The organism is Shewanella aestuarii, assembly GCF_011765625.1.
GTDB lineage: Bacteria > Pseudomonadota > Gammaproteobacteria > Enterobacterales > Shewanellaceae > Shewanella > Shewanella aestuarii_A.
Window position 1 is genome coordinate 1,955,133 of the sequence record NZ_CP050313.1, and the last position, 22,207, is coordinate 1,977,339.

A 22,207-nucleotide genomic window follows, 5' to 3' on the forward strand; every position below is an offset into this window, starting at 1 on the left:
AGCGCTTATTGCCTTGTTAGCTTTTAATTTCACGGGACGAATTGATATAAAAAATACCGCCGAATACCGAAAAAAGTACAAACCAAACTGCACCATATTGAATTAATATATTTTCTGATACATTCAGCATGAGCCATTCATTTGCTGTATGGATAAAAGAAAATGAAACGCCTGCTGAAAGAAGAGACCAGATACCGGCTCCAATCAATAAGTTCCAAGCTGCTTCTGTAGCGCTTTTATGTCTAAATTCGCATAGTGTCTTATATGGGTGCATGTAAACAACAACCCCAAGAAAAATAAAAGGAGCAGAAATTAGCAAACCAGTACCTAATGTAACGGTTAATTGTGAATTAAATAACTCACTTTTACCCTCTAGGATTAAGAGCGCACATCCAGGTGCAAAAACAAAAAATAGAAATAATGATACAAAAAGCGCTTTAAATAGCGTTTTATTTTCAAGCTTGGCTAACTTTATTATTTCATCAATGTTCATTTTTATCCTTAAAAGCTAAAGCCTTGCTCACCGGAAAATTGGGAGCGTAGCGAGTAATTTATCCGAGTGCAGCAATTTGTTAGGCATGTATTCCTACCTTATCTTGCAAATCGGAATTATTAATACTCATAAGTTCCTGTTTAGTTATTAAACGGACTATATCTTTTCCTTTTCTACCTATACTATCTTTTCCCAGTCTCTGAAGTAATCCGTTATATTTATCTTCATCATATGCATCGGAGCCGATCACAATGAGCAATAATGTATTCGGCAATCTATTTGTAATTTGGGAATAAACGCTCTTGGCATAGATGTTTTTCAGATAAGCCTCTCTGAGCCAACCAAAGTTAAACCCTTTTCTTATATATTTCACTTCCACTATGTAGTCTTTAGTTAGCATATGTTTGCCTGTAAGAAGAATATCCAATTCAACGTCTGCAATCATTTTGTTATGACTAACTTCATACTTGTTCTGGTAAGCATCCAGAAACTTTGAGTAAACAAGCTCTTCAACTTTTGAGTACTGTCCCCTAAAGGGTAAGCGTCTAGGCAAATACACCTAGCCATTTACCTTTGCTTGATATTCCACGGTAGTAAAGACTCAACGTCACTTGGGTTATCCGCCAAGCCTTGCAGGCAATTAGCGATATACTCATGTACGACTAGGTCGTTGGCCTTCGCTGTTTCGATGAGACTGTAAAGGATTGCGCTGGCACGTGCACCATGCGGTGTATTTGAAAATAGCCATGCCTTGCGACCTATCACAAAGGGTTTTATCGCCCGTTCGGCGCGGTTGTTGTCGATACTTAATCGGCCATCATCTAAGTAGCGCCTGAACTTTTCAAATTGATTCAGCGCATAAATGATGGCTTTACCTAATGCCATTTTCGGGGGGATTTTATCTTGATGCTGTAATAGCCATTGATGAAGTTCATCGATGATAATCTTGGATTTTTGCTGCCTTATGGCATATTTATCATCAGCAGATTTACCTTTAATCTGTTGCTCTATGCCATAAAGTTTACCGATAAGGTTTAATGCTACATCAGCTTTGCCTGTTTTTTTGTTATTCCCTTTAGCTTCGATAAATTTACGACGAATATGCGCCAAACAAGCTACCAAGGTCGCATCGGTTTGGGCGTAGGCTTGATAGCCATCCACTTGTAAATAACCGGAAAACCCTGCTAAAAAGTCAACGGCACATTGGCCTGCACGGCTGTTGTGATAATCATAGAGTACTATGTTAGTGTTGCCCTTGGGAGCATCATCACCACAGCAATATAACCACATGTAGCTAGTCGGTTTATCGGCTTTTAATACCTTAAGCGGGGTTTCATCCGCATGGATAATGTCTTGCGCTAGTAAACTGACTTTCAGGCGTTGATATAAAGGCTCAAGTAAATCGGCGCAGCGTATCATCCAACTCGACATGGTCTTGCGATTGAGCATAACACCAATATCAGAAAATAGGGTTTCTTGGCGATATAAAGGCAAGCCAAACTGATATTTGCAGGTGATGATATGACTAAGCAAACTTGGCGTTGCCATGCTTTTTGGGATAGGCGTTGCAGGCATGGGCGCAGTTTTTATCGCGACCTTAACACCTTGCTGCTCACATTGACGACAAGCATATTTCGGTCGAATGGTTTTTATTACCTTGATGTGCGCGGGGACAAATTCCAGCGTCTCGCTACAACTTTGCCCCATTTGATGCAGCGCCCCTTGGCAACAATCACAGTATTTGTCGGCTTCATCAATATCAACAACGACCTCTTCACGAGGAAGTTCAACTGGCAATGGCTTTCGCTTGGGTTGCTCTAATGATTTATCAAGCGTCGGTAGCTCAGTAAGTAGCGCTTTATCTTGCGCATCAAGGGTATCGACTTGTTCTGTACCTAATTCAGCTTCTGCTTCATTAAAGACTTCCTCCGCGCCAGGCAGTTTCTCTGATTTTTTAGCAAATTCTCTGGCGAGCTTAGCGTTGTATTGGACTAGTAAGTCATGAATTTGTGCACTTTGCTCGGCAATCAGGGCATCTTTTTCGGCCAACGTTTGCTGCAACTCAAGCAGCATTTGCTTGAGTTGTGCTGGGTCGTCAGGTAATTCATGGGGCAAGGTTTTCATGCCCGCAGTGTATCAGAAATAGCAAGCCAAATAAGGGGTTAAGCATTAATCCATGTCAGGGGTAGTGTCAACGATCCTTCACTGCAAAACGATCGCCCTTATTTGTCTCATTTAAGCTAAAGATTGATAGTTAAGTGATTGATGCCCAATCACATCAAAGCCTGATAACAACCATGAAAGCTGCTGCTCGGTTAAGCTGTAGGCTTGGCGGTCAACTTTACTGGGCCATTTAAACCTTTGCTTCTCCAAGCGCTTATACCACAGGGCAAATCCCGTTTTATCCCAATACAGCAATTTGAGTTTATTTTTAGCCTTATTACAAAACACGAATAGTGCGCCAGTATAAGCATCATGGGCGAGTTCTTGTTCAACAATCGCCACAAGGCCATCAATGGATTTACGAAAATCAACGGCATCACGATGTAAATAAATGGCAGGTGGGTCGATAAACATCTTCATGGCGCAAGCTCTCGCAATAATTGCGCAAGAAAACTCGGCGAGACTGAGTGAGGCAAGTGCAATTTGGCATGAGCGAGTTCTAATGTGATAGCAACGTTTGGCGGCGCGAGTTCGAGTTGAGTCACTTGATGCTCAATGACTTTATGTTGTGAGATTTGGGCGCAGACGAAAGCGCCCTCAGTTGATGCCAAGCGCTTTTTGTGGGCATAAAAGCTCGATGTGGATAATTTATGTTTGCGGCAATAAGCACTGATATTTAAGCCGCTTTGCTGCTGCGCAAGAACGAGCTCTTGCCACTGCTGTTTATTACGAAAGGTTTTCATTATGTATCTCCCAATAAAACATGGGAACAAAATAAATCAACAGCATAGTAAGCGGTATGTGCCTTTGGGCAGACGCTTACAATGGAAGTGAGGTAGATGGCTTTTTGAAAGTATCTAAACTCGGAAAAAATATCGCTCTCGTTGACCGAAAAACATTTAAAGATGCAATGGACTTTGACGGCGAGCCTGTGTTTTAGGTTATGCTGATATAGAGAGTTGGCTAACTAAACTGGGCATCCGACACTCAGAGTAGGATGCCCACAGTTACGAAGCCCCAACCCAACTAACTCTAAGTCACGCTCTTTCGAACATTCCAATCTTTCTGAGTACGTTTAGTATTTGCATTATGGGACAAGCCTAAACGTAGTTGTCCAATTTGAACTAATCCTCTACTGTATGGTACATCCTAGTGTTCATTCTAATCTTCAACTATTCCAGCATCATTAGTTTCTGGACATAAGCGTTCTGCTACTCCATGCAGAAGTATGCTAAGCCTTGATTGGTCGGCATGCACCATTGCCATATCTATATTGCTGCGACCATATCCGGAGCGGAATTTATCTGCTTCTTCATGTAGGTCAGAAGCGGCCCTTGAACGGATATCAAAATTAGGGGCATCGTCCTTGGAAATATATGTATCAATATCCGTGAACAGTTTCTCATTTGGCAATTCAAGGATTAAATTCAAGCATGCCAAGCCACAACAAGCAGTTTCTAAGGATGACCAACCAGTTTGATATTTACCGACCTTACGTGTCCAACTAAGAAGTAAGCTTCGAATCTCAAGCGCTTCGATATCACAACCACGTTTATGAGCATCTACTGCGGATTCGAAGATATTATCTGCGATACGGTATGTTTCTATATATTTTATTGTTCCTTCGTCGTCAGGAATCCAAGAGAGCACACTAATCAACCAAGAAGCCGATTTTCTTAGTTTGTCTCTATGATAATCATCACAAACATCAGAACAAGAAACAGCGAGAAGTAGTTTTGTTGTGTGTACTACCCAGTGGATTAAATCGAACGTAAGTTGAGATCTTTTCTCAATAGCCTGCAATAGTACTTCTTTTTCTGTTTGATACAGTCCATCAGCCCACTCTTCTAAGTGGTGAACAACTCGTTGTGCGTTTTCGTCATCAGCATCCGCCATTGATAAAGCATTTACTAGTTCCGACAGCCATGCCATTAGTGTGTCGTTGCTGGTTCCCGAGTAGTATGGTGCTAGACTTGAGCTATGAACACTCGTAAGCGGGGAATCTGGTATTTTGAGGTACATATCTGCAATCAGCTTTACATCATCCCGCACTTCTTTTACTGCATAACGCACTTCCCACGACTTGCTCCGAAGTAGTTCAAAAGTGAGCATTGCTAGCTGTTTAACTGCTACTTGAGATACAGGCTGGTAGTTTTTATTAACAGTCCCAGTACAAGCAATAAGTGCGATTTTCTCCGAAATGGAGGCAATATATTCGGGCTTGTCATGTACGACGATAAGTCGGGCCGCACTTCCTAGTATTGATACACCTTCAAGCAAAACATCAGCCATGTCATGTGGAACAACACTTTCTACAGCACCTGTGAGATAACCTGATACCAAATGTGCATGCGACCTTGGGTCATACTCTTCACCATATTCAATAGATAGGTAGAGTTCTGTAAGTTTAAGTAGGCTGTGTAAATTCTGTTCAATGAATTGCTCATCTTTCCGGGAAACACCTACTTGCACATTCTGCCGCAAATGTTCAAGTGTGTTTGTTAGAAAGCTATCAGATGCTAGCGGATTATCAATAAAAGGGTTACTTGGAAAAAAAGTTTTGCCCTTCGTTTTTATATAGAATGCATTGATTGCAACGATCCCATGTAGTGCAACCCGTGAAACTTCGTGGTCGCCTTGTTCTGCGTGGCGTCTTGAATATGTAATACAGTAGGAAATTGCTTGCTCAGCTGATACTGCCCAATTTGGATATAACTGAAAATAGGTAAGGCGGTCCATATCGTATTTACCCATGATATCCTCATTCTCTTTATCAATACTTGCATTGGCACGAAGTATGGGCCTCATTCGCCTTACGGCTTTGTCCAATATTTCAAAGTCCCTTTTCGTGTCAGCGACCACCAATTTTAATTGCATAGTAGGACTAATCAACGCAAGCGCTCTGCGATACGCGAGTATAAATAACAATATAATTAAAGACATACACCAAATTGTTACTACAGTAGCGCCTGCTACCCAAGATTTATCTGGTATCAACGAAAATCCTGGGATGATGACAGCCAATGAAAATGTCGCGATAAATGCCCCCAACAACCTGATGTCTGAGCTGAACTTTCTGAATAAGCCATGTGGCATACGTTCGACATTTACTTGCATTGCAAACATTATGAGTGAGAAAGCAATTGCGGTAGCACCTATCATTGCCCCGCCAAGAGAAAGAAATAGTGCCTTAAATGAAGCTAGTCGTTCTGGTTGGTCAAAGTGTGGTTCTAGTTGAACTTGAAGGGCCGGTACAAAATTTGCTGTGACCATCATTAGACCCACCACATGTACAAAGCCTAATTTACCAGCATATTTAGACCTGAAACTGAAAAGCCAATTCTTCAAGAAATATAATTTTTGCCATCCTTTAGCGTGCCAGAGAGACAATGAGTTCTTTACACTTGATATAAGAGTACGGGGCATCTTTTTTATCTTTTTCCAGTGCAATTTGGATTTATCGAGCAAAGTTTGACATCCATTTATATAGTGAAGCGGTTTAGTAGGATGAGTTGCTTCTTGGAAGCAGCCAACCTATATGAAAAATTTTAGTTCAATCAATAATCACAGAAAAATCAGGTAATAGCCACTCTCAATTGAATAAAAACGAACCTAATCGGATAACTCAGATTCATATTTTTCACTATGAGAAAATGTACTTTAACAAAAGTTAAACTTACTTGATGGTACAGTCAGCCCTAATGACGTTTGGAGCAGAAGTTAGTTAATCTGAATGGCTGCTTACAGCAAATTTATAGTTGGTTGAGCTTATTTTCTTATGAGTTAATAGCCTTTACATACTCTATATTCAGAGTGATTAAAAACTCGACATTATTAGCATTTTCATATAATATATGTCTGTATATCTATTTTCTTTCAGCCCTTTATTTACGTGGCTTCTAGGTTATTTTAAGTAAGATCCAGCGTTATCATTTCAAAAACTAATCGGATCTTATCTTATAGTGTCATTTTAAAATAAGTGATCCAGTCAAAATATAAAAATTCCTCTTTAAAATCAGTTAAACTGATCCAGCTTTAAAGTGCCATTTACATTGTGGTTTTTCATTCCAAATGGTTTTATTGTCATTTCGTGGATCTAGAGCTTTAGGTTTTAAAATCAGTCATATACAACCTAAAAATCTATTTTGCCGCACCATTTTAGTGCAAAGTTTTTATTTAGAGCGCTTTTGGGTTTAATTAGATGCCTCAAAACTCCTTCAGCATGTGGTTAGAGTTTTGACTGGTTTTAGAATGGATTTTAGTCTTAAAGTTAAAACGTGAATTAGCAGACTTATTAAACTTTTCTGTTCTACCTTCTAGCAATCAAGTCGAAAGCCAATAGTATAAAGACGTGTTCTAGTAAGTTTTTAAAATAGACTGGAACAAAATTTGATAATCATTAATTCAGATATTATCCATTATTATCAAATAATTAATAAGCCATTTGCTTTTGCACAAATGGCTCTAAGTGTCTAATGTAACTTTATCTTATAAACAAAATTAGCTATCACAACCCCAAGGTGTTTTGGCATCAGTAAATTTTACCGTATTGCTATACTCTGGGCTGTTTGGATTAATTGGGTTATGTTGTTGTAAGTATTGCAAAAATATATCAGCATCAATTAATCCTGTGTCAACAGCATTGGTCAAAACAGGATAGCCATTACCGCCGGCTGCGTTATAACGAGGTAAGGTGAAACTATATTGTTTCATAGCATCAAATGGTTTGCCTGCAATACGTTTAATATCGACTGATTTTTTCTGGCAATTTACAGACATTTCAATGCCACTAAAATGAGCAAAACCACCAGATCCTCTCGTTTGAGTTGCCACTCTTGCGAGATATGTTTTTAGTTCAACTCCACGCATTTTTGCCAAAGATATCGAATTTTCAAATGGTAGCACAGTTAACACATCACGGTATTGGATCGGCCCTTGAGCAATAGATCCCCTGATACCTCCAGAATTTAAAATACCAAAATCAGCTTTGACTGGCCCACTACTTTGTGCTTTAGCAATTAACACGCCTGAAGTCGTAATTTGGTCGCGAACTATCTTACGATCACCCTCTATCTTTTGCTGTGTATAACCAATAACCTTATTCAAAATGCTTTCACCATATTGTTGATAAGGCGTTAATAACTCAAGCATTTGAGCGTCTTGGGCTATTGGATTACTAACTACCGGTCTGTTTTCTTCTTCTGCAGCATTATAGTTAACTGGGATCAGCTGGTAGTTCGCTAAATGAAGTTGGTCGTTGTAATATTCAAAATCTGCGCGGCCGACATATTTACCCCATTCATGGGCTTGCATAATCCACGTGCCATTTTGTTTATCTGGCAGACACTTATCACCAGGGGTAAAATCAACATACTGATCACTGTCTTCTTCCATACATACTGGATTTTGAGAATGCCCACCGATAATGGCATCCAACTGCCCTTTTTTTAAGCTTCTAGCAAGCAAAACGTCACCTGGTGCATTACTTCCATGTTTACCATTTGCGTAATGCCCCATATGGGTAAGTGCAAATACCATATCTGGTTGTTGATTTATTCTCAGGGTTGCAAGGTGGTTTTTTAAGGCAATTTGTGCAGGAGTAAATCGCAGTGGCTTTACATAATCTGGATTGCCTATGATCGCAGTTTGTTCGGTAGTAAGACCAATAATTGCGAGTGTTAAATGACCAATGTTAAAGAGTTTGTAGGGTTCAAAATAGGGTTGCCATTTATCACCTACTTGACGATAAATGTTAGCCGATAGCATTGGAAACTCTGCCCACTCCCGCTGTTGATCAAGTACCTCTAGCGGATTATCAAATTCATGATTTCCCACAGCCATGGCGTCGTACTTTAATAAATTCATTCCCATAAAATCAGGCTTGGCATCTTGCAAGTCTGACTCGGGTACTCCGGTATTAATATCTCCACCAGATAACAATAGTACTTGCCCACCTTGAGCGGTAACTTCTGCTCTTATGCTGTCTATTAAGGTTTTTCTGGCAGCCATACCATACTCACCTTTGCTATTAGCCCAAAAATGCCCATGATGATCGTTAGTATGAAGTACTGTAAATGTAACGCACTGTTCCGCGGCTTCTGTACAACTTTTAGCTAGATTTTCGTTATCAGAGCAGCCCGACAATAAAAAAAGACTACATAAAAAAGTGGTAATAGGATTAAAAAACGGTTTCATAGAAATTCCTATTGTTAAATATTTTTGCCTGATATGGTCAATGCAACTTTTAACTTAAACAGTATATTGCGACTTAACATAGTTTTAAGCTATTGATTTAAATTCAGGAAATTTACTGAGCTTTGGGTTTAATCCACATTCAGTAATACACAAAAAAACCAGCAGTACCAAGAAACCTTGATACTGCTGGACTTATGTGACTTAACTTTTATCAAAAAAATTAAGGATCACAAGCTTAAGATTGACGACGACGCCATAGAAGCGGCAGAAGTAGTAACATCCCTGCTCCTAAGCTGCCTGCTCCATCAGGTTTAGTCCAACCGCTTTCTTGTTGGTTTTTCACATTAATGCTGACCGTTGTACTGTATTGCTCTTCGCCATGACTGACCACAAGCTTAAATACTAATGCTTGATCAACCGATACCTCTGGTGCGGTGACATTAAGAACCAAGCCATCAGCGCTGTAATCAGCTGACATACCTGAAACTTGTTCCCAGCTGTATTGCAAACCAGCAGGCTCATTTGCTATGGCAGCGGTGATCACTGTGCTTTCGGTTTCATTAATGTCGGTGTTACCTGTAAAGCTGATATCAAATGCAAGTGGTACATTGACTACTTTTACGCTAACCACTTCAGAGCTCTCTAGAGAACCATCACTGACGGTTAACGTAAATTGCAATTGAACATCTTCACTGACTTCAGGTGCCGTTAAAGTTAACACTGAGCTTGTAGGCTCAAACTCTAATGCTGGACCCGAAGTTTGTACCCAGTTAAAACTAAGCTCTGCTTCATCTTTTGCGACGGTCGCAGAAGCGTCAAGCGTTAACGACTCACCTTCGTTAACCATTTCCGGTGATGTAATAATAATATCAACATCTAGAACTGGATTAACGGGATCGCCACATTCATCACCATAGACTTGTTGTACCCATTCAGGATAATCAATGTAAGGGTTGCGGTTTCCTTGGTAGGTATAAACAGCATTGTTACGTTTGATATCAGTCGCATCGACAGGATCTTGTTGGTGCCAAGTGTAAAGAGTACATAACTTGCCATGAAGCGGTTCGTTATTAGCAACTTCTTCAGCGGTTGTGATCCGATCGACCGCGACCAAATCAGGCATATTGGCATCGTTACCTTGGTAACGTGTATCCATATACATGATCATACGTGCCACATCGCCTTTGATTTCATCTCTTGGTTCAAAACAGCGTGCAGCAGCATCAAGGTAGTTTCCTGGCGCTTCAGCAACTTCAGTTCCTGTATCGCTACACTCATTAAAGTCGTAGTTACTGCGAGTTGAATTTACCTTAACATTGGTTGGGCGTAAGTGATGAGCGTCGGTATAACCCAGTTGAGACTCGCTCGGGAAACCATGGCTTTTTGCCCAAATGTGTTCACGGTTCCAATCGGTAGTGTTGCCACCATTGTTTTGCTTGGACACTGATTTGCCAGTATATAGCTCAATGACGTTACTGCTGTTGCTTGGATCTTCATCTGAATAAGTTAACGCTGTCCACACTTGTTTGTATGTCAGTTGTTTATGACCTGTGGCAACAACAACTGATATTGCATTTTTCAGCGCTTGTGGATCATCAAAACTCCCACTCAGTACGTTGGTGTAGTATATGTTGGTGTCAAAAGTATTTGGGTCTGCTACCGGTGTTAGCTCTTCACAACCTGAACAAGGTGTAGGATCCGGATCTGGAATCACCGGCACATCACCACAGGCTACTTCACCCATACAACCTAAGCCATCTGAAGTATTAATATCAAAGGTTAACCATTGATTGTTATCACCTGGAAATGGTGCTTTGGCATCGGTATCACCCGCAGTAATGCTTGCTTTTCGTCTTAGCGTTTTATTGGCGGTAGAAAAGTTAGGATCATTAGGATCTGTCCAAGCACTGCCTGGGTCTTCTCCTAAAACACCTAAACGGTCGATAACAACATCATCTTTAGTGAGCACAAGTGCATCATCACCGTTAAAGAAAGTTACCGTTGAAGCAGTGCCGACTTTAAACTCTTCATCAGCACTACTGTTATGAAATACAATACTGGCCCCCGCAGCTAAAATACCTGTTAGGGTTTCTGTATTTCCAGCCTCTTCGCTGCCGTTACCATATAAACTGAGTTTGTAAACTGACGCATCTAGGTCAATATCGCTGCCACCCACATTTGAAAGTTCAACAGCTTTGTTGCTACCAGATCCTTCAATATATTCGGTGATCAACAGTACACCAGGTTCTGTAGGCGCGGCAGAACAAGCGCTTTCACCTGGGCAACCTAAACCATCAGCCGTGTCTTTATCAAAAACAACCCACTGATTTACCGCATTAGGAAACACACCTGTTGCGTTGGTATCACCTGTGGTAATGCTGGCTTTGCGTCTTAGGGTTTTATCTTTAGTTGAAAAATTGGCATCGTTTGGATCTGTCCATTCTGAACCTGGGTCAACCCCCAATTGTCCGAGACGATCAATCACAGCGCCATTTTTGGTCAACACTAAAGCATCATCACCATTAAAATAAGTAACGGTTGATTCAATACCCACTTTAAATTGCTCTTCTGCAGAAGCATTGTGATAAACAATACTGCTACCTGCTGCAAGCGTTCCAGTTAAGGTAACTGTGTTACTGGTGTCTACTGCACCGTTTGAGTAAAGCGATAATACATATTGATCAGCATCAAGGTTAATAGTGCTTGTGCCTAGATTTGATATTTCAACGGCTTTATTACTGCTACTCCCTTCTACATATTCAGTTATCACCAAATCTGCATGAGCGCTGGTTGCCGCTGTAGCCAATAACAGTGTGACTGCTTTAGCTACGGCATTGATTTTATTATTCATAATCATATCTTTTATCAATAGAAGAGGTGCGACCGTAGCCAGCACCTCATCATTAGTTCAAGTTATAGGCTTTTACGGCGACGGAACGCCAATAATCCAAATAGACTAAGCAAGCTAAACAATCCTGTACTGCCACCAGTACCATCATGTTTTTCTTCAATTATTTGAGGAACTAACCCGTCTCTATTTGCCACTTCGATGTCAAATGATACTGAAGAACCCTCAACCACTTCACCGTTACGCTCAAGTGCAACTTTAACTCGGTAGTCGGCTGACGGTGCACCAAATACTTCAAAATTAACAAGAGCTTGGCCATCTTTGGTAAGCACTACATTTGGCTCGACCATTTGGCTTAAGTCCAGTTTTTCTTTATCGTCTTTTGGTGTCAGTTTGATAGTGGCAATATCACCCGCTAAAGCAGCAGCTTTAGTTGGAATTTGATAAGGCACTTTCATTAACTTTTGTAACTTGGGTAGATAAATTGAACGGTTTGAGTCAGCCTCGCCAGGTAAGTAACTTAATGTAACTAATGCTGGGTCATGATCTGATGAGCGGAAATGATCTGCAGCATAGAACTTATTGTATTCATTGCTGTAGTCACCTTTGTACTCATTGTTATAGTCAAACAAGTTAGATTCGGCAGCATTGATGTGCCAATCTACAGCATCAATCACGCGTGGTTCTAACGAAGGTGAAACTAAGATATGGTCTAAAGAGCCCACTTCATCATTGAATGAGTAACTCCAAGGTGTTTTACCTTTTTTCTCAAATACTTTAGAGATAATATCGACGTACCCATAGCTATGGGTGATCGCCACAGGAGAACCATCAACTTTAAATTGTGGCTTAGCACCAACAAAGGTATGACTTGCAGTCATTAACGTTTTGTTGCGTGGATTTTCGGTTAATACTAACAGTGGATCTTCTTTAGCGTAAGCATTAAGGTCACCTAAGATGATTTTGTCACCTTCGATTTTTTTAAGCTCTTCTGCTAATTGTACTGCACCTGAGATACGGAACTCAGAACACGCACCTTGGAAATCAGGATCCGGTGCTTTTTTAGTCCATGTTGTTGCGTCACCAAATTCAACCCCTTGCCAGTCTTCCCAACAAGTTGAACCTTTTGACTTAAAGTGGTTAACTGCTAAGGTTAATCGCTTACCCGTTTGGTTCACTAAGAAAGTCACAACAAGGGCATCACGATGATAGTTTTGACCACTTTCTAAAATTTCGCCTTTGCCATCTTTAATCACTTCATTGTTCACGTTAACAATGGTTGGTGCCTTTTGCTGAGGCATGGTGACAACACGAGTACGCTCGATACTTAATTTGCTTGGACGGTAAATAATACCGGTAGCAATTGCATCTGAACCCACTGAATCCAACTCATCAAACATGCCATTACCATTATGGTCAAAGCCAACAAATACATAACGGTTTTCCGTTGAGTATGGCTTGTCATAATTGTTCGCATATTCGTCGTTGTAGTATACGTTTACTTCATTGACTAAATCGGCAATAGCACTTTTCAAGCCATAACCATTGTTTTCAATTTCCATAAACGCAACGGCATCAGCATCTAACGCACGAATTGCTTCAACAAGTTTGGTTTTTTGTTGGGTAAACTCAGTAAAAGTATCGGCACCACGGCTTTGACCAAACTGATTCTGATCACCACCAAACGGAGAGTTAAAGTAGTTGAACAAATTCTGGCTCGCGATACGAATAGCAAATTGATCAGTATCTACCGCTTCAGAAATGTCTGGACTATCCGTTCTTGGTAGATTGTGAATAAAGTTAGTATTGTTGAGTTCATTAGTTACAGTTAACGCGTAGTCACCAAAACTGTAACTAATTACCCCTTGCATACCCACAACACTATCATCAATACGAATGTAGTTATGCTCAGGCGCTATGTTGAAGTTAGGGTAATATGGGATATTGCCGTCGCTAGCTTTAGTTGCACTTTCAACAATTAAACGGTAATCATCATTTTGTGCTGCTGCCCCTTCCGACTCAGGTGTACCAGGCACATTTAACTGATTCGGTTGCAAGTTAGGACGTTTATAAGCCAACGTGATGTTATTACGGAAGCTGTCGTAGTTAAAACTGAAACTACGAGAAACACGCATGTCTTGATTGCCATCCTCAAGAGGATTTAAATCAGCAGGTAAATTCACCAACATACCTTCGTAACGATTTAATGTCGTTTCAAAAGAGTTACCATCCGACTCCAGTATTTCAATGTCGGTAGCAACAGTTGGAGTAAACTCACTATTGGTAACTTCCCAATCATCTGCCGCTAACTGAGTTTGGCCATAGCTTTCAGCAACTTCACTACCTAAACAAATAGTACGACCAACTAGTTGGCTATCAGCACTGCCACTTTCAACAAAAATACCATCTGAAGTTAACGGATTACCGTCAGCAACGACATCACGTAAGTAAAAACCTTTTTTAGGTAAACTAACAACGGCTGTCACCACGCCTTCAACAGCGACTTTTTTACCTTTTAATGGCGATGGACCACTTTCGCCTTGAATTTCAGCAATAGTGGTTAAATCAGCACATACGAATGGTTCATAAGCCTCAGCCAAATTAGGCATGCCGACGGTAGATATATCAAGCGGACTAATAACTTCCCATTGAGAAGCATTAAAACTTGCTGAAGGTGCTGGCGCATTACCTTCACTGTCCATACGACGACGTAAAGTGGTATCGGGTGCCCAGACGCTAGTATTATCAGCAGCGCCTACGCGATCGATAATCGTTGAGCCGTTTTTAATATAAAAACCGTCATTGCCACTTAAGTAAAAATCGCTGTAATTGCCATTGCCTTCACCAATAATGTAACTACCACCATTATCAGTAATTATTTTTTTATATTCGTCACTGGCGTCTTTATTCAGAACCACAACCGACTTGCCTGGTTCAATCGTAATACCAGTTAATAAAGGTTCACCATCTGCTTTACGCATTTGGTTTTCATATTTTCCATTACCCCACATAAACACCGCTGTATCATCACTAAAGGTAAATGATTCAGTAGCATGGGTATTGGTAATTTCAACTGAGCCCAACTCGGCTCCATAATTTTTTTGCACCATTTCGGTGATCAGTAGGTCATTAACACCTGCGTTAACGCCACAACTGAAAATACTGGCAATCGCCAATGAAAGAAAACTTTTCTTCATAGTAAACTCGATATTTTTATCTTGGAATAGAGCTAGAAGTACATGCGTGCATATGCATATGCTGCCTCTGGAGCTTCGCCAACTCGGCCTTCAACTGACAATACAATGTCCCTTGCAGGACGGTAGTTGAAACCTAAGCTTGCCCATTGGCGATCTTTACCGTATTCAGCTGGAAGCTCGGTATAATCGTAGTTAGGACTTTCTACGTCCCACCCTTCATATTGCTCATGATTAACTGAAGCGATAAATTCCCATGAGTCATTAAAATCATATTTACCACTCAGGGTTAAACCATAATTACGGAATGTTTCGTAGCCAAGGTGGACATCACCACTTTTACGAGTAGATAGGTCTTCGTCTTCTAAGAAGCCATTAAAACCAAGAGAAAATTGTGGAATAACTTTTACTCGGATCCCTAAGCCAACCAGTTGTTGTTCGCCATACTTAGAAACACCTTCAGAGCCACCACGCGCTTCAACACCGGCAACAATCGAGATAAAGTCTGATTTCCATCCAAGATAACCGTTGACAATATCACCTTGTGCTAAACCACTTTTATGTTTGCCTTCATAAGAGTATGAAATACCATAGAATAAGTGTTCAAATTTGGCTTCATACTTAATCGTGTTTTCTTGATCGCCAGCTTCGCCAGTTTCAACTGCTTTATTAAAGGTGAAGTCACCAAAGTGATCGTATTCGTCAAACGCCGTATCGGTTAAACCCAGCTCAATCCAATGATAATCATTGAATACATAGCCGACATACATTTTGTCGATAGCAAGTTCAAACTCACCATCACCACCAAGCCAATTCCGACGTTGGTAGTCTAGTTCTAATCGATAGATAAAGTTTCTGTTTTGGCCTTTAACGCCTAGAGTGGCAAAACTATCATCGACATAACCTTTGGTATCATAAAATTCATCATGGTTATAATCTGAATTGGTACCCAAATGACCCCCAACACCCACTTCACCGAATAGGCGAATATAATCTCCGTTGTCTCCTTCTTTTAGTGATACTGCACTGGCAGCATTCACACAAAATAAAGAGGCTAAGGCGATTGCAACTGTTGTTTTTTTAAGCATCGCATTTATTTCCATTTGTGAACATCAATCTTGATAAGCAATAGATTGTGTTCTGACTTATTGATTATTCATGTGAGGTTGATTTGAAGGCAAAGTTTATTATCGAACGCCATCCTATATAACGTTAAAATTACTATGTACTAAAAAAACATTGAAACAAAAACATTAACACGATTCAGCAAAGCGCCTACACAAATTGCAATAAGTTATATATTATTGATAACTAGAGTAATTACTTTAGTTGTGAGAATTAATTAAAATACCCATCAACAAAAAACAACGCAACACAACAAAAGCGCAACATTTATCTCGATATTTTTTTATAAGAAGCCCTTAAAATCAACAAGCCAATGTTAGGTAAGTCACACTTCATTAGCAAGCTAAAACTTCGGATTAATATCACAAAAACATGTATAGCTCCCAGGGTTAACACCTATATAACAAGTCCTACGTAGTTGAAAACTTTGTTATTAACTAAAAGATAGATAACTGAGAAAAATAAAAGATATGTCTTAATTAAAAAGTAATAAAATTCACCACCCCACAACTGATTAAAAAACGTACAGCAAATTAAAGTCACCTAAACATAAATCAACAAGTTATTCTGTTAATACTAATTTATTTATTAACAAATAACGATTGTTCTATATTTAATATAATTACAAACATTATTTTATATACACTTTAATTTTTAATGAAAAAAATTTTTTATAACATAGCTATTGATTAATTCTATAAATAGAACAGGCTGGCCCTAGATCTGTAACTAGATTTGAAATTTCAATATTCATATTAAGCCGTTTCGATAAAGGTAAATTTGTTGATTTATTGTGAGTATCAATATAGGTTACTGTAAACATTAGTATTTAAATTTGTGAGGCTGTATGCCTGCTCTATTTCTGTTCATCAAACGCACTTTGTTAGCCATGTTGATTTTCAGCCTAATCCTACTGGCGTTTAACTGGCAAAATGTAACCCGACTATACACAGTGATCACTTTGTTCGATAAGTCCTTAATTGTAGATAATTTTTCGAATATAACTAAGGCGTTTCATCATCAAAAAATTACCCAGACAGGCGTTCCTTTTTTGTTTGAAACCAATTTGAAGCCGTTACCTGATTCATTTGTCTACCGTGATCAAGTAACAGATACCGAAGCGTTTCTGACTCGCCGAGCAACAACCGCGTTGTTAGTCATAAAAAACGACAAGATTTCTTATGAAAATTATTTTTTAGGAACTAAAAAGCAAGATAAGCGGATCTCTTGGTCAATGGCTAAATCTTTTGTGTCCATACTGTTTGGTATGCAAGTTGATGCAGGCAAAATTGATATCGAAAAATCAGTTGAATTCTACTTACCCGAGCTCGCGCAATCAGGCTATGCCAATGTTAAAGTAAAACACGTTTTACAAATGTCATCAGGTGTCAAATGGAACGAGGATTACCAAGATTTTTATTCCGACATTAATAAAATGGGCCGAGTACTCGCTATAGGAGGCTCGTTAGATGAAATGACCAGCGAATTAGTGAATGAGTCACAGCCTGGGCAAGCTTTCCATTATGTCAGTATGGATACCCACGTTATCGGCATGATTATCAGAAAGGTTACTGGCAAATCATTGGTTGAACTGCTTCAACAGGATATATGGAACAATATCGGTATGCAGGATGATGCATTTTGGTTAACCGATTCTCAAGGAGCTGCATTTGCACTGGGAGGTTTAAATGTAACCACTCAGGATTATGCCCGTTTTGGCCGTTTGTTACTTAATAATGGCCAGTGGAATGGTCAGCAAATTGTGTCTGCTGATTGGATAAAAGCAGCTACAACAGCACAAGCTGATTATTTACAACCTCAGCAAGGTAAGCTGGGTTACGGTTATCAAATCTGGTTACCGCCTGAGGCAGAAGATGGTGAGTTCTTTTGTGTTGGTGTCTATGGTCAATACATTTATGTTAATCAGCAGCATAATGTGGTGATAGTTAAAAATAGTGCAGACATTGGCTTTCAAGATGAGCTGAACTCAAAACTAGAAACCATTGCTTTTTTTCGTGCAATTGTAACTTCATTGTTTAACTGCAGGCTTACTTTGACTACCTTAATTTAAGTTTCTAGAAATGCTTAAAAAATAAAAACCATCATAGTGACTTAAAACATGAGAGTTATCTAAGCTCTGTTAATCTTTTATAATAATTGCAGTGATTATTTGTACAGGGCTTAAGTGATTCACTATAGAAATTGATAGTACTATAACAGGCTGACAAAGAACCAAACCTTGAAAAATGACTAATCAACCAAAACAAGAGAACTAGTATGCTGATTGAATCTATTTTAAAACAACGTTATTCGACACGCGCCTTCCTTGACAAACCCGTGCCCAAAGAAACATTAAAGCAAATTTTTGCTAGTGCACAACTCGCTCCCTCTAACTGCAACGTGCAACCTTGGCAAGCTTGTGTGGTGTCAGGAGAAACCAAAGACATCCTCAAACAAAAATTCATGGAAACATTAATGAGTGGTGCCACGCCTAATCCTGATTTCAATTGGTACGCCAAATATAACGGTATTCATCGTGAGCGTCAGTTTGGTTCAGCCAATGCACTATACAGCACCTTAGGTATTGCCAGAGATGACAAAAAAGCCCGGCAAATGGCAATGGTTCGTAATTGGCAATTTTTTGATGCTCCCCACGCGGTGTTTTTTACCATGGATAAATACTTAGACATTATGGGAGCCGTCGATTTAGGCATATATGCCCAAACCTTATCATTAATCTTGTCAGAACATGGTTTATCAAGCTGTATGCAAGGCGCACTAGGCCAATTCCCTGATCCCGTTAGAGAAGTGCTAAATCTTCCACAAGACCGAGGAATATTATTTGGCATGTCATTTGGTTATGCCGATGATGACGCTTTAATCAATAAGACCAGAACTGAGCGAGAGTCTATCGATAACGCTGTGGCTTTTTTTGATTAACCCAAGTAAAAACATAAAGAATATATTTTTTAATTAAGCAGCCTACTGTAGTGAATACCGTCTATGGCTAATGTAAGGTTAAGACCCGCTTATTAATTAGCGGCTAAACAGGGTTAAGGCTTTTTTTTAGAGTAATTACTGTATAGAGTACCCCTTTAAGGTGACATCAAGCTATCGTGTGTTTAGCAATCTGACATTAACACCCCTTAACGACAATATATAGAAGGCAGTAAATGGAACTTATTAAGGTATCAATTGACAACAATATTCATGTAATTAGCTTAAATAATGGCAAAGTGAATGCGATTTCACCTGAAGTTATTCAGCAAATGAATACTGCTTTAGATAAAGCTGAACAAGACAAGGCTGTGGTGATTTTAACCGGTCAAACAGGCATATTTTCAGGTGGTTATGATCTAAAAACCATGAAAAAAAGTTCGGACGATGCTATTGCGCTTGTCACGGCTGGGTCTAAATTATCTCGCAGGATGCTCGCTTTCCCAACGCCGATTATTGGTGCCTGTTCAGGTCATGCTATCGCAAAAGGTGGTTTTTTGTTACTCAGTTGCGATTATCGGATCGGTTGTGAGGGCAATTTTAAAATTGGCCTAAATGAAGTTGCAATTGGTATGACAATGCATCAAGCCGGTATTGAAATCGCCCGTAATCGTATACCGCGTAATTACTTAACTCGCTCGGTGATCATGGCTGAACTCTATTCACCTGAAGCGGCAGTATCTGCAGGATTTCTAGATCAAGTGGTTCCCGCTGAACACTTAATGGACACGGCACAAGCTGTTGCGAAACACTTGCAAACGCTTCATTTTAAATCGCATCACGCGACTAAGCTAAAAGAAAGACAAGCCATACTTGCCTCGTTAGATGACGCCATCGAGCTAGATACAAAAATCAACTTCAAATTTTAAAGTACATTGATAAATGGCCAATCTAAGCTCAAATCACAGCAAGACAGCAAGCATTTACAAATGAGTACCTAAAGAAAAATCTGATTATATTAACTCAGCTTTGGCTTGGCGCAGATATCTGAAACAGAAAGTGAGTTAGTGTGCATCAAACCGCCCTGTATGACATTACATACAGGGCGGTTTAGTTTGAGCGAGTCAATCTGATACTGTAACCAGTGTTAACTAAGATCCTTAATGGCCCGACCAATTCCATCGACGGTTAATGGATACATTTTATTTGCAACTAATTGCTGAATAATCGAGATTGAATGATGCATAGTCCAGTAATGCTCTGGTTGAGGGTTTAACCAAGCGACTTTATTAAAATGATTCAAAACGCGATTCATATAATCGATTCCGGGCTTGTCATTCCAATGCTCTACACTGCCACCTCTTGCAATTATCTCGTAGGGCCCCATGGTAGCGTCACCAACAAAAATAACTTTGTAATCAGCAGAATAAGTACGGATAACCTCTTCCAAATCAATCGTATTTTGATAACGTCGGCGATTATCTTGCCAAACTTTTTCATATAAACAGTTATGAAAATAATAAAACTTGAGGTGTTTGAACTCGCTATGGGCAGCTGAGAATAACTCTTCACAGGTGTGAATATACTCATCCATCGAGCCACCAATATCAAAAAACATTAACACTTTTACCGCGTTGTGGCGTTCTGGCTCCATGTGGACATCTAATAAACCGCCATTTTTTGCTGTTGAGCGAATGGTGGTATTGATATCTAATTTTTCACTGGCTCCGGTACGGGCAAATTTTCTTAGTTTTTTAAGGGCTAACTTAATATTACGGGTTCCTAGCTCACGCTCTTGGTCGAAGTTTTTAAACTCACGTTTGTCCCACACTTTGACGGCACTGTATTGACGATTTTTATCTTGTCCAACTCTTATGCCTTCGGGGTTATAACCATAAGCACCAAAAGGCGATGTGCCACCTGTTCCTATCCATTTATTGCCACCAGCATGGCGTTTCGTTTGTTCTTCTAATCGCTCTTTTAAGGCTTTCATTAACTGTTCAAGGCCACCTAGCGATGTTAATTTATCTTTTTCTTGCTGAGTTAACTGTTTTTCAAATTCTTTACGAAGCCATTCTTCAGGTAAAATTTGATCAAAAATATCAATACTTTCTATTCCTTTAAAGTACTCAGCAAAGGCTTTGTCGTATTTGTCATAGTGGATTTCATCTTTCACCAGCGCAATTTTTGCCAGTGTGTAAAAGTCCTCCACATTGGCAAACACAACCCCTTTTTTTATCAGGGAAATTAAATCCAATAGTTCACGTAAACTACAAGGAACTTGGTGTTTTTTTAAAGTCAGAAAGAAGTCGATAAACATTGTTTACATTACCTATAGTGATTAACGACTTCGACGGCTCATAAAGGCCAGTTTTTCAATCAGTGATACGTCTTGCTCATTTTTCAATAAGGCACCAAATAACGGAATAATATCCGATTGGTTATCCAACAAGGTTTGCTTGGAAATATCATCAGACATCAACAATTTAATCCAATCAATTAACTCAGAGGTCGACGGTTTCTTCTTGATACCATTGACCTCTCTTAAATCAAAAAACACCTCTAGCGCTTGTTTAAGCAGATCTTGTTTAACATCTGGATGATGTACATGAATGATCTTTTGCATTTCTGCTTTCGTGGGAAACTTAATGTAGTGAAAAAAGCAGCGTCTTAAAAAAGCATCTGGCAGTTCTTTTTCATTATTTGAGGTAATAATGATAATCGGCCGTTGCTTTGCCTTGATGACTTGTTGGGTTTCATAAACATGAAACTCCATCTTATCAAGCTCTTGCAATAAATCGTTGGGAAATTCAATGTCAGCTTTGTCAATCTCGTCAATTAACAGAATAGGACGCTCAGTTTCTTCAAAGGCCTGCCATAGCTTACCTTTGACAATATAGTTACTAATGTCATGTACCCGCTCATCCCCTAGCTGACTATCACGTAGGCGAGAAACCGCATCATATTCATATAAGCCCTGTTGTGCTTTAGTGGTTGATTTAATGTGCCATTGATAAAGTTTACAGTTAAACGATCGGGCTAATTCTTCTGCTAGTTGAGTTTTACCTGTACCGGGTTCACCTTTAATCAATAATGGTTTTTCTAAGGCAATAGCGGCATTGACCGCCATGGTAAGGTCGCTTGATGCAATATAATTATCAGTACTTTTAAACATGAATTTACCTATTAAATATTATTGTTATTCTAGAGATTAAGCGGTTTATATGTAGGCGACTTTATCGGCTTACATTT

Annotated in this window: 15 protein-coding genes; 3 read left to right on the forward strand and 12 right to left on the reverse strand. The window is 39.5% G+C overall.

Going from position 1 to position 22,207, the window contains the following annotated elements; genetic code table 11:
* Window positions 1–16: 16 nt before the first annotated feature.
* From HBH39_RS08855 to HBH39_RS08900, 10 genes are all read right to left on the reverse strand, one after another.
* A complete protein-coding gene (locus tag HBH39_RS08855; protein WP_167677488.1) occupies window positions 17–493 on the reverse strand; it encodes a hypothetical protein in 477 nt (158 codons plus the stop codon).
* A gap of 79 nt (window positions 494–572) precedes the next feature.
* Window positions 573–1,046 (reverse strand): hypothetical protein, encoded by a 474-nt coding sequence (locus HBH39_RS08860; protein WP_167677490.1) that lies wholly within the window; start codon window positions 1,044–1,046, stop codon window positions 573–575.
* 14 nt (window positions 1,047–1,060) lie between these two features.
* A complete protein-coding gene (gene tnpC, locus HBH39_RS08865) occupies window positions 1,061–2,617 on the reverse strand; it encodes an IS66 family transposase (RefSeq protein ID WP_167677492.1) in 1,557 nt (518 codons plus the stop codon).
* 111 nt (window positions 2,618–2,728) lie between these two features.
* Window positions 2,729–3,076 (reverse strand): IS66 family insertion sequence element accessory protein TnpB, encoded by a 348-nt coding sequence (gene tnpB, locus HBH39_RS08870; protein WP_167677494.1) that lies wholly within the window; start codon window positions 3,074–3,076, stop codon window positions 2,729–2,731.
* Window positions 3,073–3,399: an IS66 family insertion sequence element accessory protein TnpA gene (tnpA, locus tag HBH39_RS08875; protein ID WP_167675102.1), complete on the reverse strand. Its 327-nt coding sequence runs from the start codon at window positions 3,397–3,399 to the stop codon at window positions 3,073–3,075. Before tnpA ends, tnpB begins: the two co-directional genes overlap by 4 nt.
* Before the next feature lie 418 nt (window positions 3,400–3,817).
* Window positions 3,818–6,124, reverse strand: coding sequence for a hypothetical protein (locus tag HBH39_RS08880; RefSeq protein ID WP_167677496.1), 2,307 nt, complete (start codon window positions 6,122–6,124; stop codon window positions 3,818–3,820).
* A 1,032-nt stretch (window positions 6,125–7,156) separates the two neighbouring features.
* Window positions 7,157–8,851, reverse strand: coding sequence for a bifunctional UDP-sugar hydrolase/5'-nucleotidase UshA (gene ushA / locus HBH39_RS08885; RefSeq protein WP_167677498.1), 1,695 nt, complete (start codon window positions 8,849–8,851; stop codon window positions 7,157–7,159).
* A 235-nt stretch (window positions 8,852–9,086) separates the two neighbouring features.
* Complete coding sequence (locus HBH39_RS08890; RefSeq protein ID WP_167677500.1) at window positions 9,087–11,702, reverse strand: endonuclease; 2,616 nt, start codon at window positions 11,700–11,702, stop codon at window positions 9,087–9,089.
* A gap of 62 nt (window positions 11,703–11,764) precedes the next feature.
* Window positions 11,765–14,896, reverse strand: a complete 3,132-nt coding sequence (locus HBH39_RS08895; RefSeq protein ID WP_167677502.1) for an ExeM/NucH family extracellular endonuclease — start codon at window positions 14,894–14,896, stop codon at window positions 11,765–11,767.
* A gap of 32 nt (window positions 14,897–14,928) precedes the next feature.
* Complete coding sequence (locus tag HBH39_RS08900) at window positions 14,929–15,981, reverse strand: porin (protein WP_167677504.1); 1,053 nt, start codon at window positions 15,979–15,981, stop codon at window positions 14,929–14,931.
* 884 nt (window positions 15,982–16,865) lie between these two features.
* On the opposite strand from HBH39_RS08900, the gene HBH39_RS08905 reads away from it, so the two are divergent.
* From HBH39_RS08905 to HBH39_RS08915, 3 genes are all read left to right on the forward strand, one after another.
* The gene (locus HBH39_RS08905; protein ID WP_167677506.1) at window positions 16,866–18,089 is read left to right on the forward strand and encodes a serine hydrolase domain-containing protein; all 1,224 of its coding nucleotides are present in this window, start codon (window positions 16,866–16,868) and stop codon (window positions 18,087–18,089) included.
* 206 nt (window positions 18,090–18,295) lie between these two features.
* On the forward strand, window positions 18,296–18,958 hold the full coding sequence (locus HBH39_RS08910) for a nitroreductase (protein WP_167677508.1): 663 nt from the start codon (window positions 18,296–18,298) through the stop codon (window positions 18,956–18,958).
* A gap of 233 nt (window positions 18,959–19,191) precedes the next feature.
* Complete coding sequence (locus HBH39_RS08915; protein ID WP_167677510.1) at window positions 19,192–19,884, forward strand: crotonase/enoyl-CoA hydratase family protein; 693 nt, start codon at window positions 19,192–19,194, stop codon at window positions 19,882–19,884.
* A 218-nt stretch (window positions 19,885–20,102) separates the two neighbouring features.
* Here HBH39_RS08915 and HBH39_RS08920 read toward each other — a convergent pair whose 3' ends face one another.
* Window positions 20,103–21,275: a vWA domain-containing protein gene (locus tag HBH39_RS08920; RefSeq protein ID WP_167677512.1), complete on the reverse strand. Its 1,173-nt coding sequence runs from the start codon at window positions 21,273–21,275 to the stop codon at window positions 20,103–20,105.
* Between the two features lie 21 nt (window positions 21,276–21,296).
* Complete coding sequence (locus HBH39_RS08925; protein ID WP_167677514.1) at window positions 21,297–22,130, reverse strand: AAA family ATPase; 834 nt, start codon at window positions 22,128–22,130, stop codon at window positions 21,297–21,299.
* Window positions 22,131–22,207: the final 77 nt, after the last annotated feature.

Excerpts from the sequence above, each read along its gene's own strand:
- HBH39_RS08890 (WP_167677500.1), bottom strand. The coding sequence starts at position 11,702 with ATGAATAATAAAATCAATGCCGTAGCTAAAGCAGTCACACTGTTATTG.
- tnpC (WP_167677492.1), bottom strand. The coding sequence starts at position 2,617 with ATGAAAACCTTGCCCCATGAATTACCTGACGACCCAGCACAACTCAAG.
- tnpB (WP_167677494.1), bottom strand. The coding sequence starts at position 3,076 with ATGAAGATGTTTATCGACCCACCTGCCATTTATTTACATCGTGATGCC.
- HBH39_RS08915 (WP_167677510.1), top strand. The coding sequence starts at position 19,192 with ATGGAACTTATTAAGGTATCAATTGACAACAATATTCATGTAATTAGC.
- tnpA (WP_167675102.1), bottom strand. The coding sequence starts at position 3,399 with ATGAAAACCTTTCGTAATAAACAGCAGTGGCAAGAGCTCGTTCTTGCG.
- HBH39_RS08900 (WP_167677504.1), bottom strand. The coding sequence starts at position 15,981 with ATGCTTAAAAAAACAACAGTTGCAATCGCCTTAGCCTCTTTATTTTGT.
- HBH39_RS08925 (WP_167677514.1), bottom strand. The coding sequence starts at position 22,130 with ATGTTTAAAAGTACTGATAATTATATTGCATCAAGCGACCTTACCATG.
- HBH39_RS08905 (WP_167677506.1), top strand. The coding sequence starts at position 16,866 with ATGCCTGCTCTATTTCTGTTCATCAAACGCACTTTGTTAGCCATGTTG.
- HBH39_RS08895 (WP_167677502.1), bottom strand. The coding sequence starts at position 14,896 with ATGAAGAAAAGTTTTCTTTCATTGGCGATTGCCAGTATTTTCAGTTGT.
- HBH39_RS08920 (WP_167677512.1), bottom strand. The coding sequence starts at position 21,275 with ATGTTTATCGACTTCTTTCTGACTTTAAAAAAACACCAAGTTCCTTGT.
- HBH39_RS08855 (WP_167677488.1), bottom strand. The coding sequence starts at position 493 with ATGAACATTGATGAAATAATAAAGTTAGCCAAGCTTGAAAATAAAACG.
- ushA (WP_167677498.1), bottom strand. The coding sequence starts at position 8,851 with ATGAAACCGTTTTTTAATCCTATTACCACTTTTTTATGTAGTCTTTTT.
- HBH39_RS08910 (WP_167677508.1), top strand. The coding sequence starts at position 18,296 with ATGCTGATTGAATCTATTTTAAAACAACGTTATTCGACACGCGCCTTC.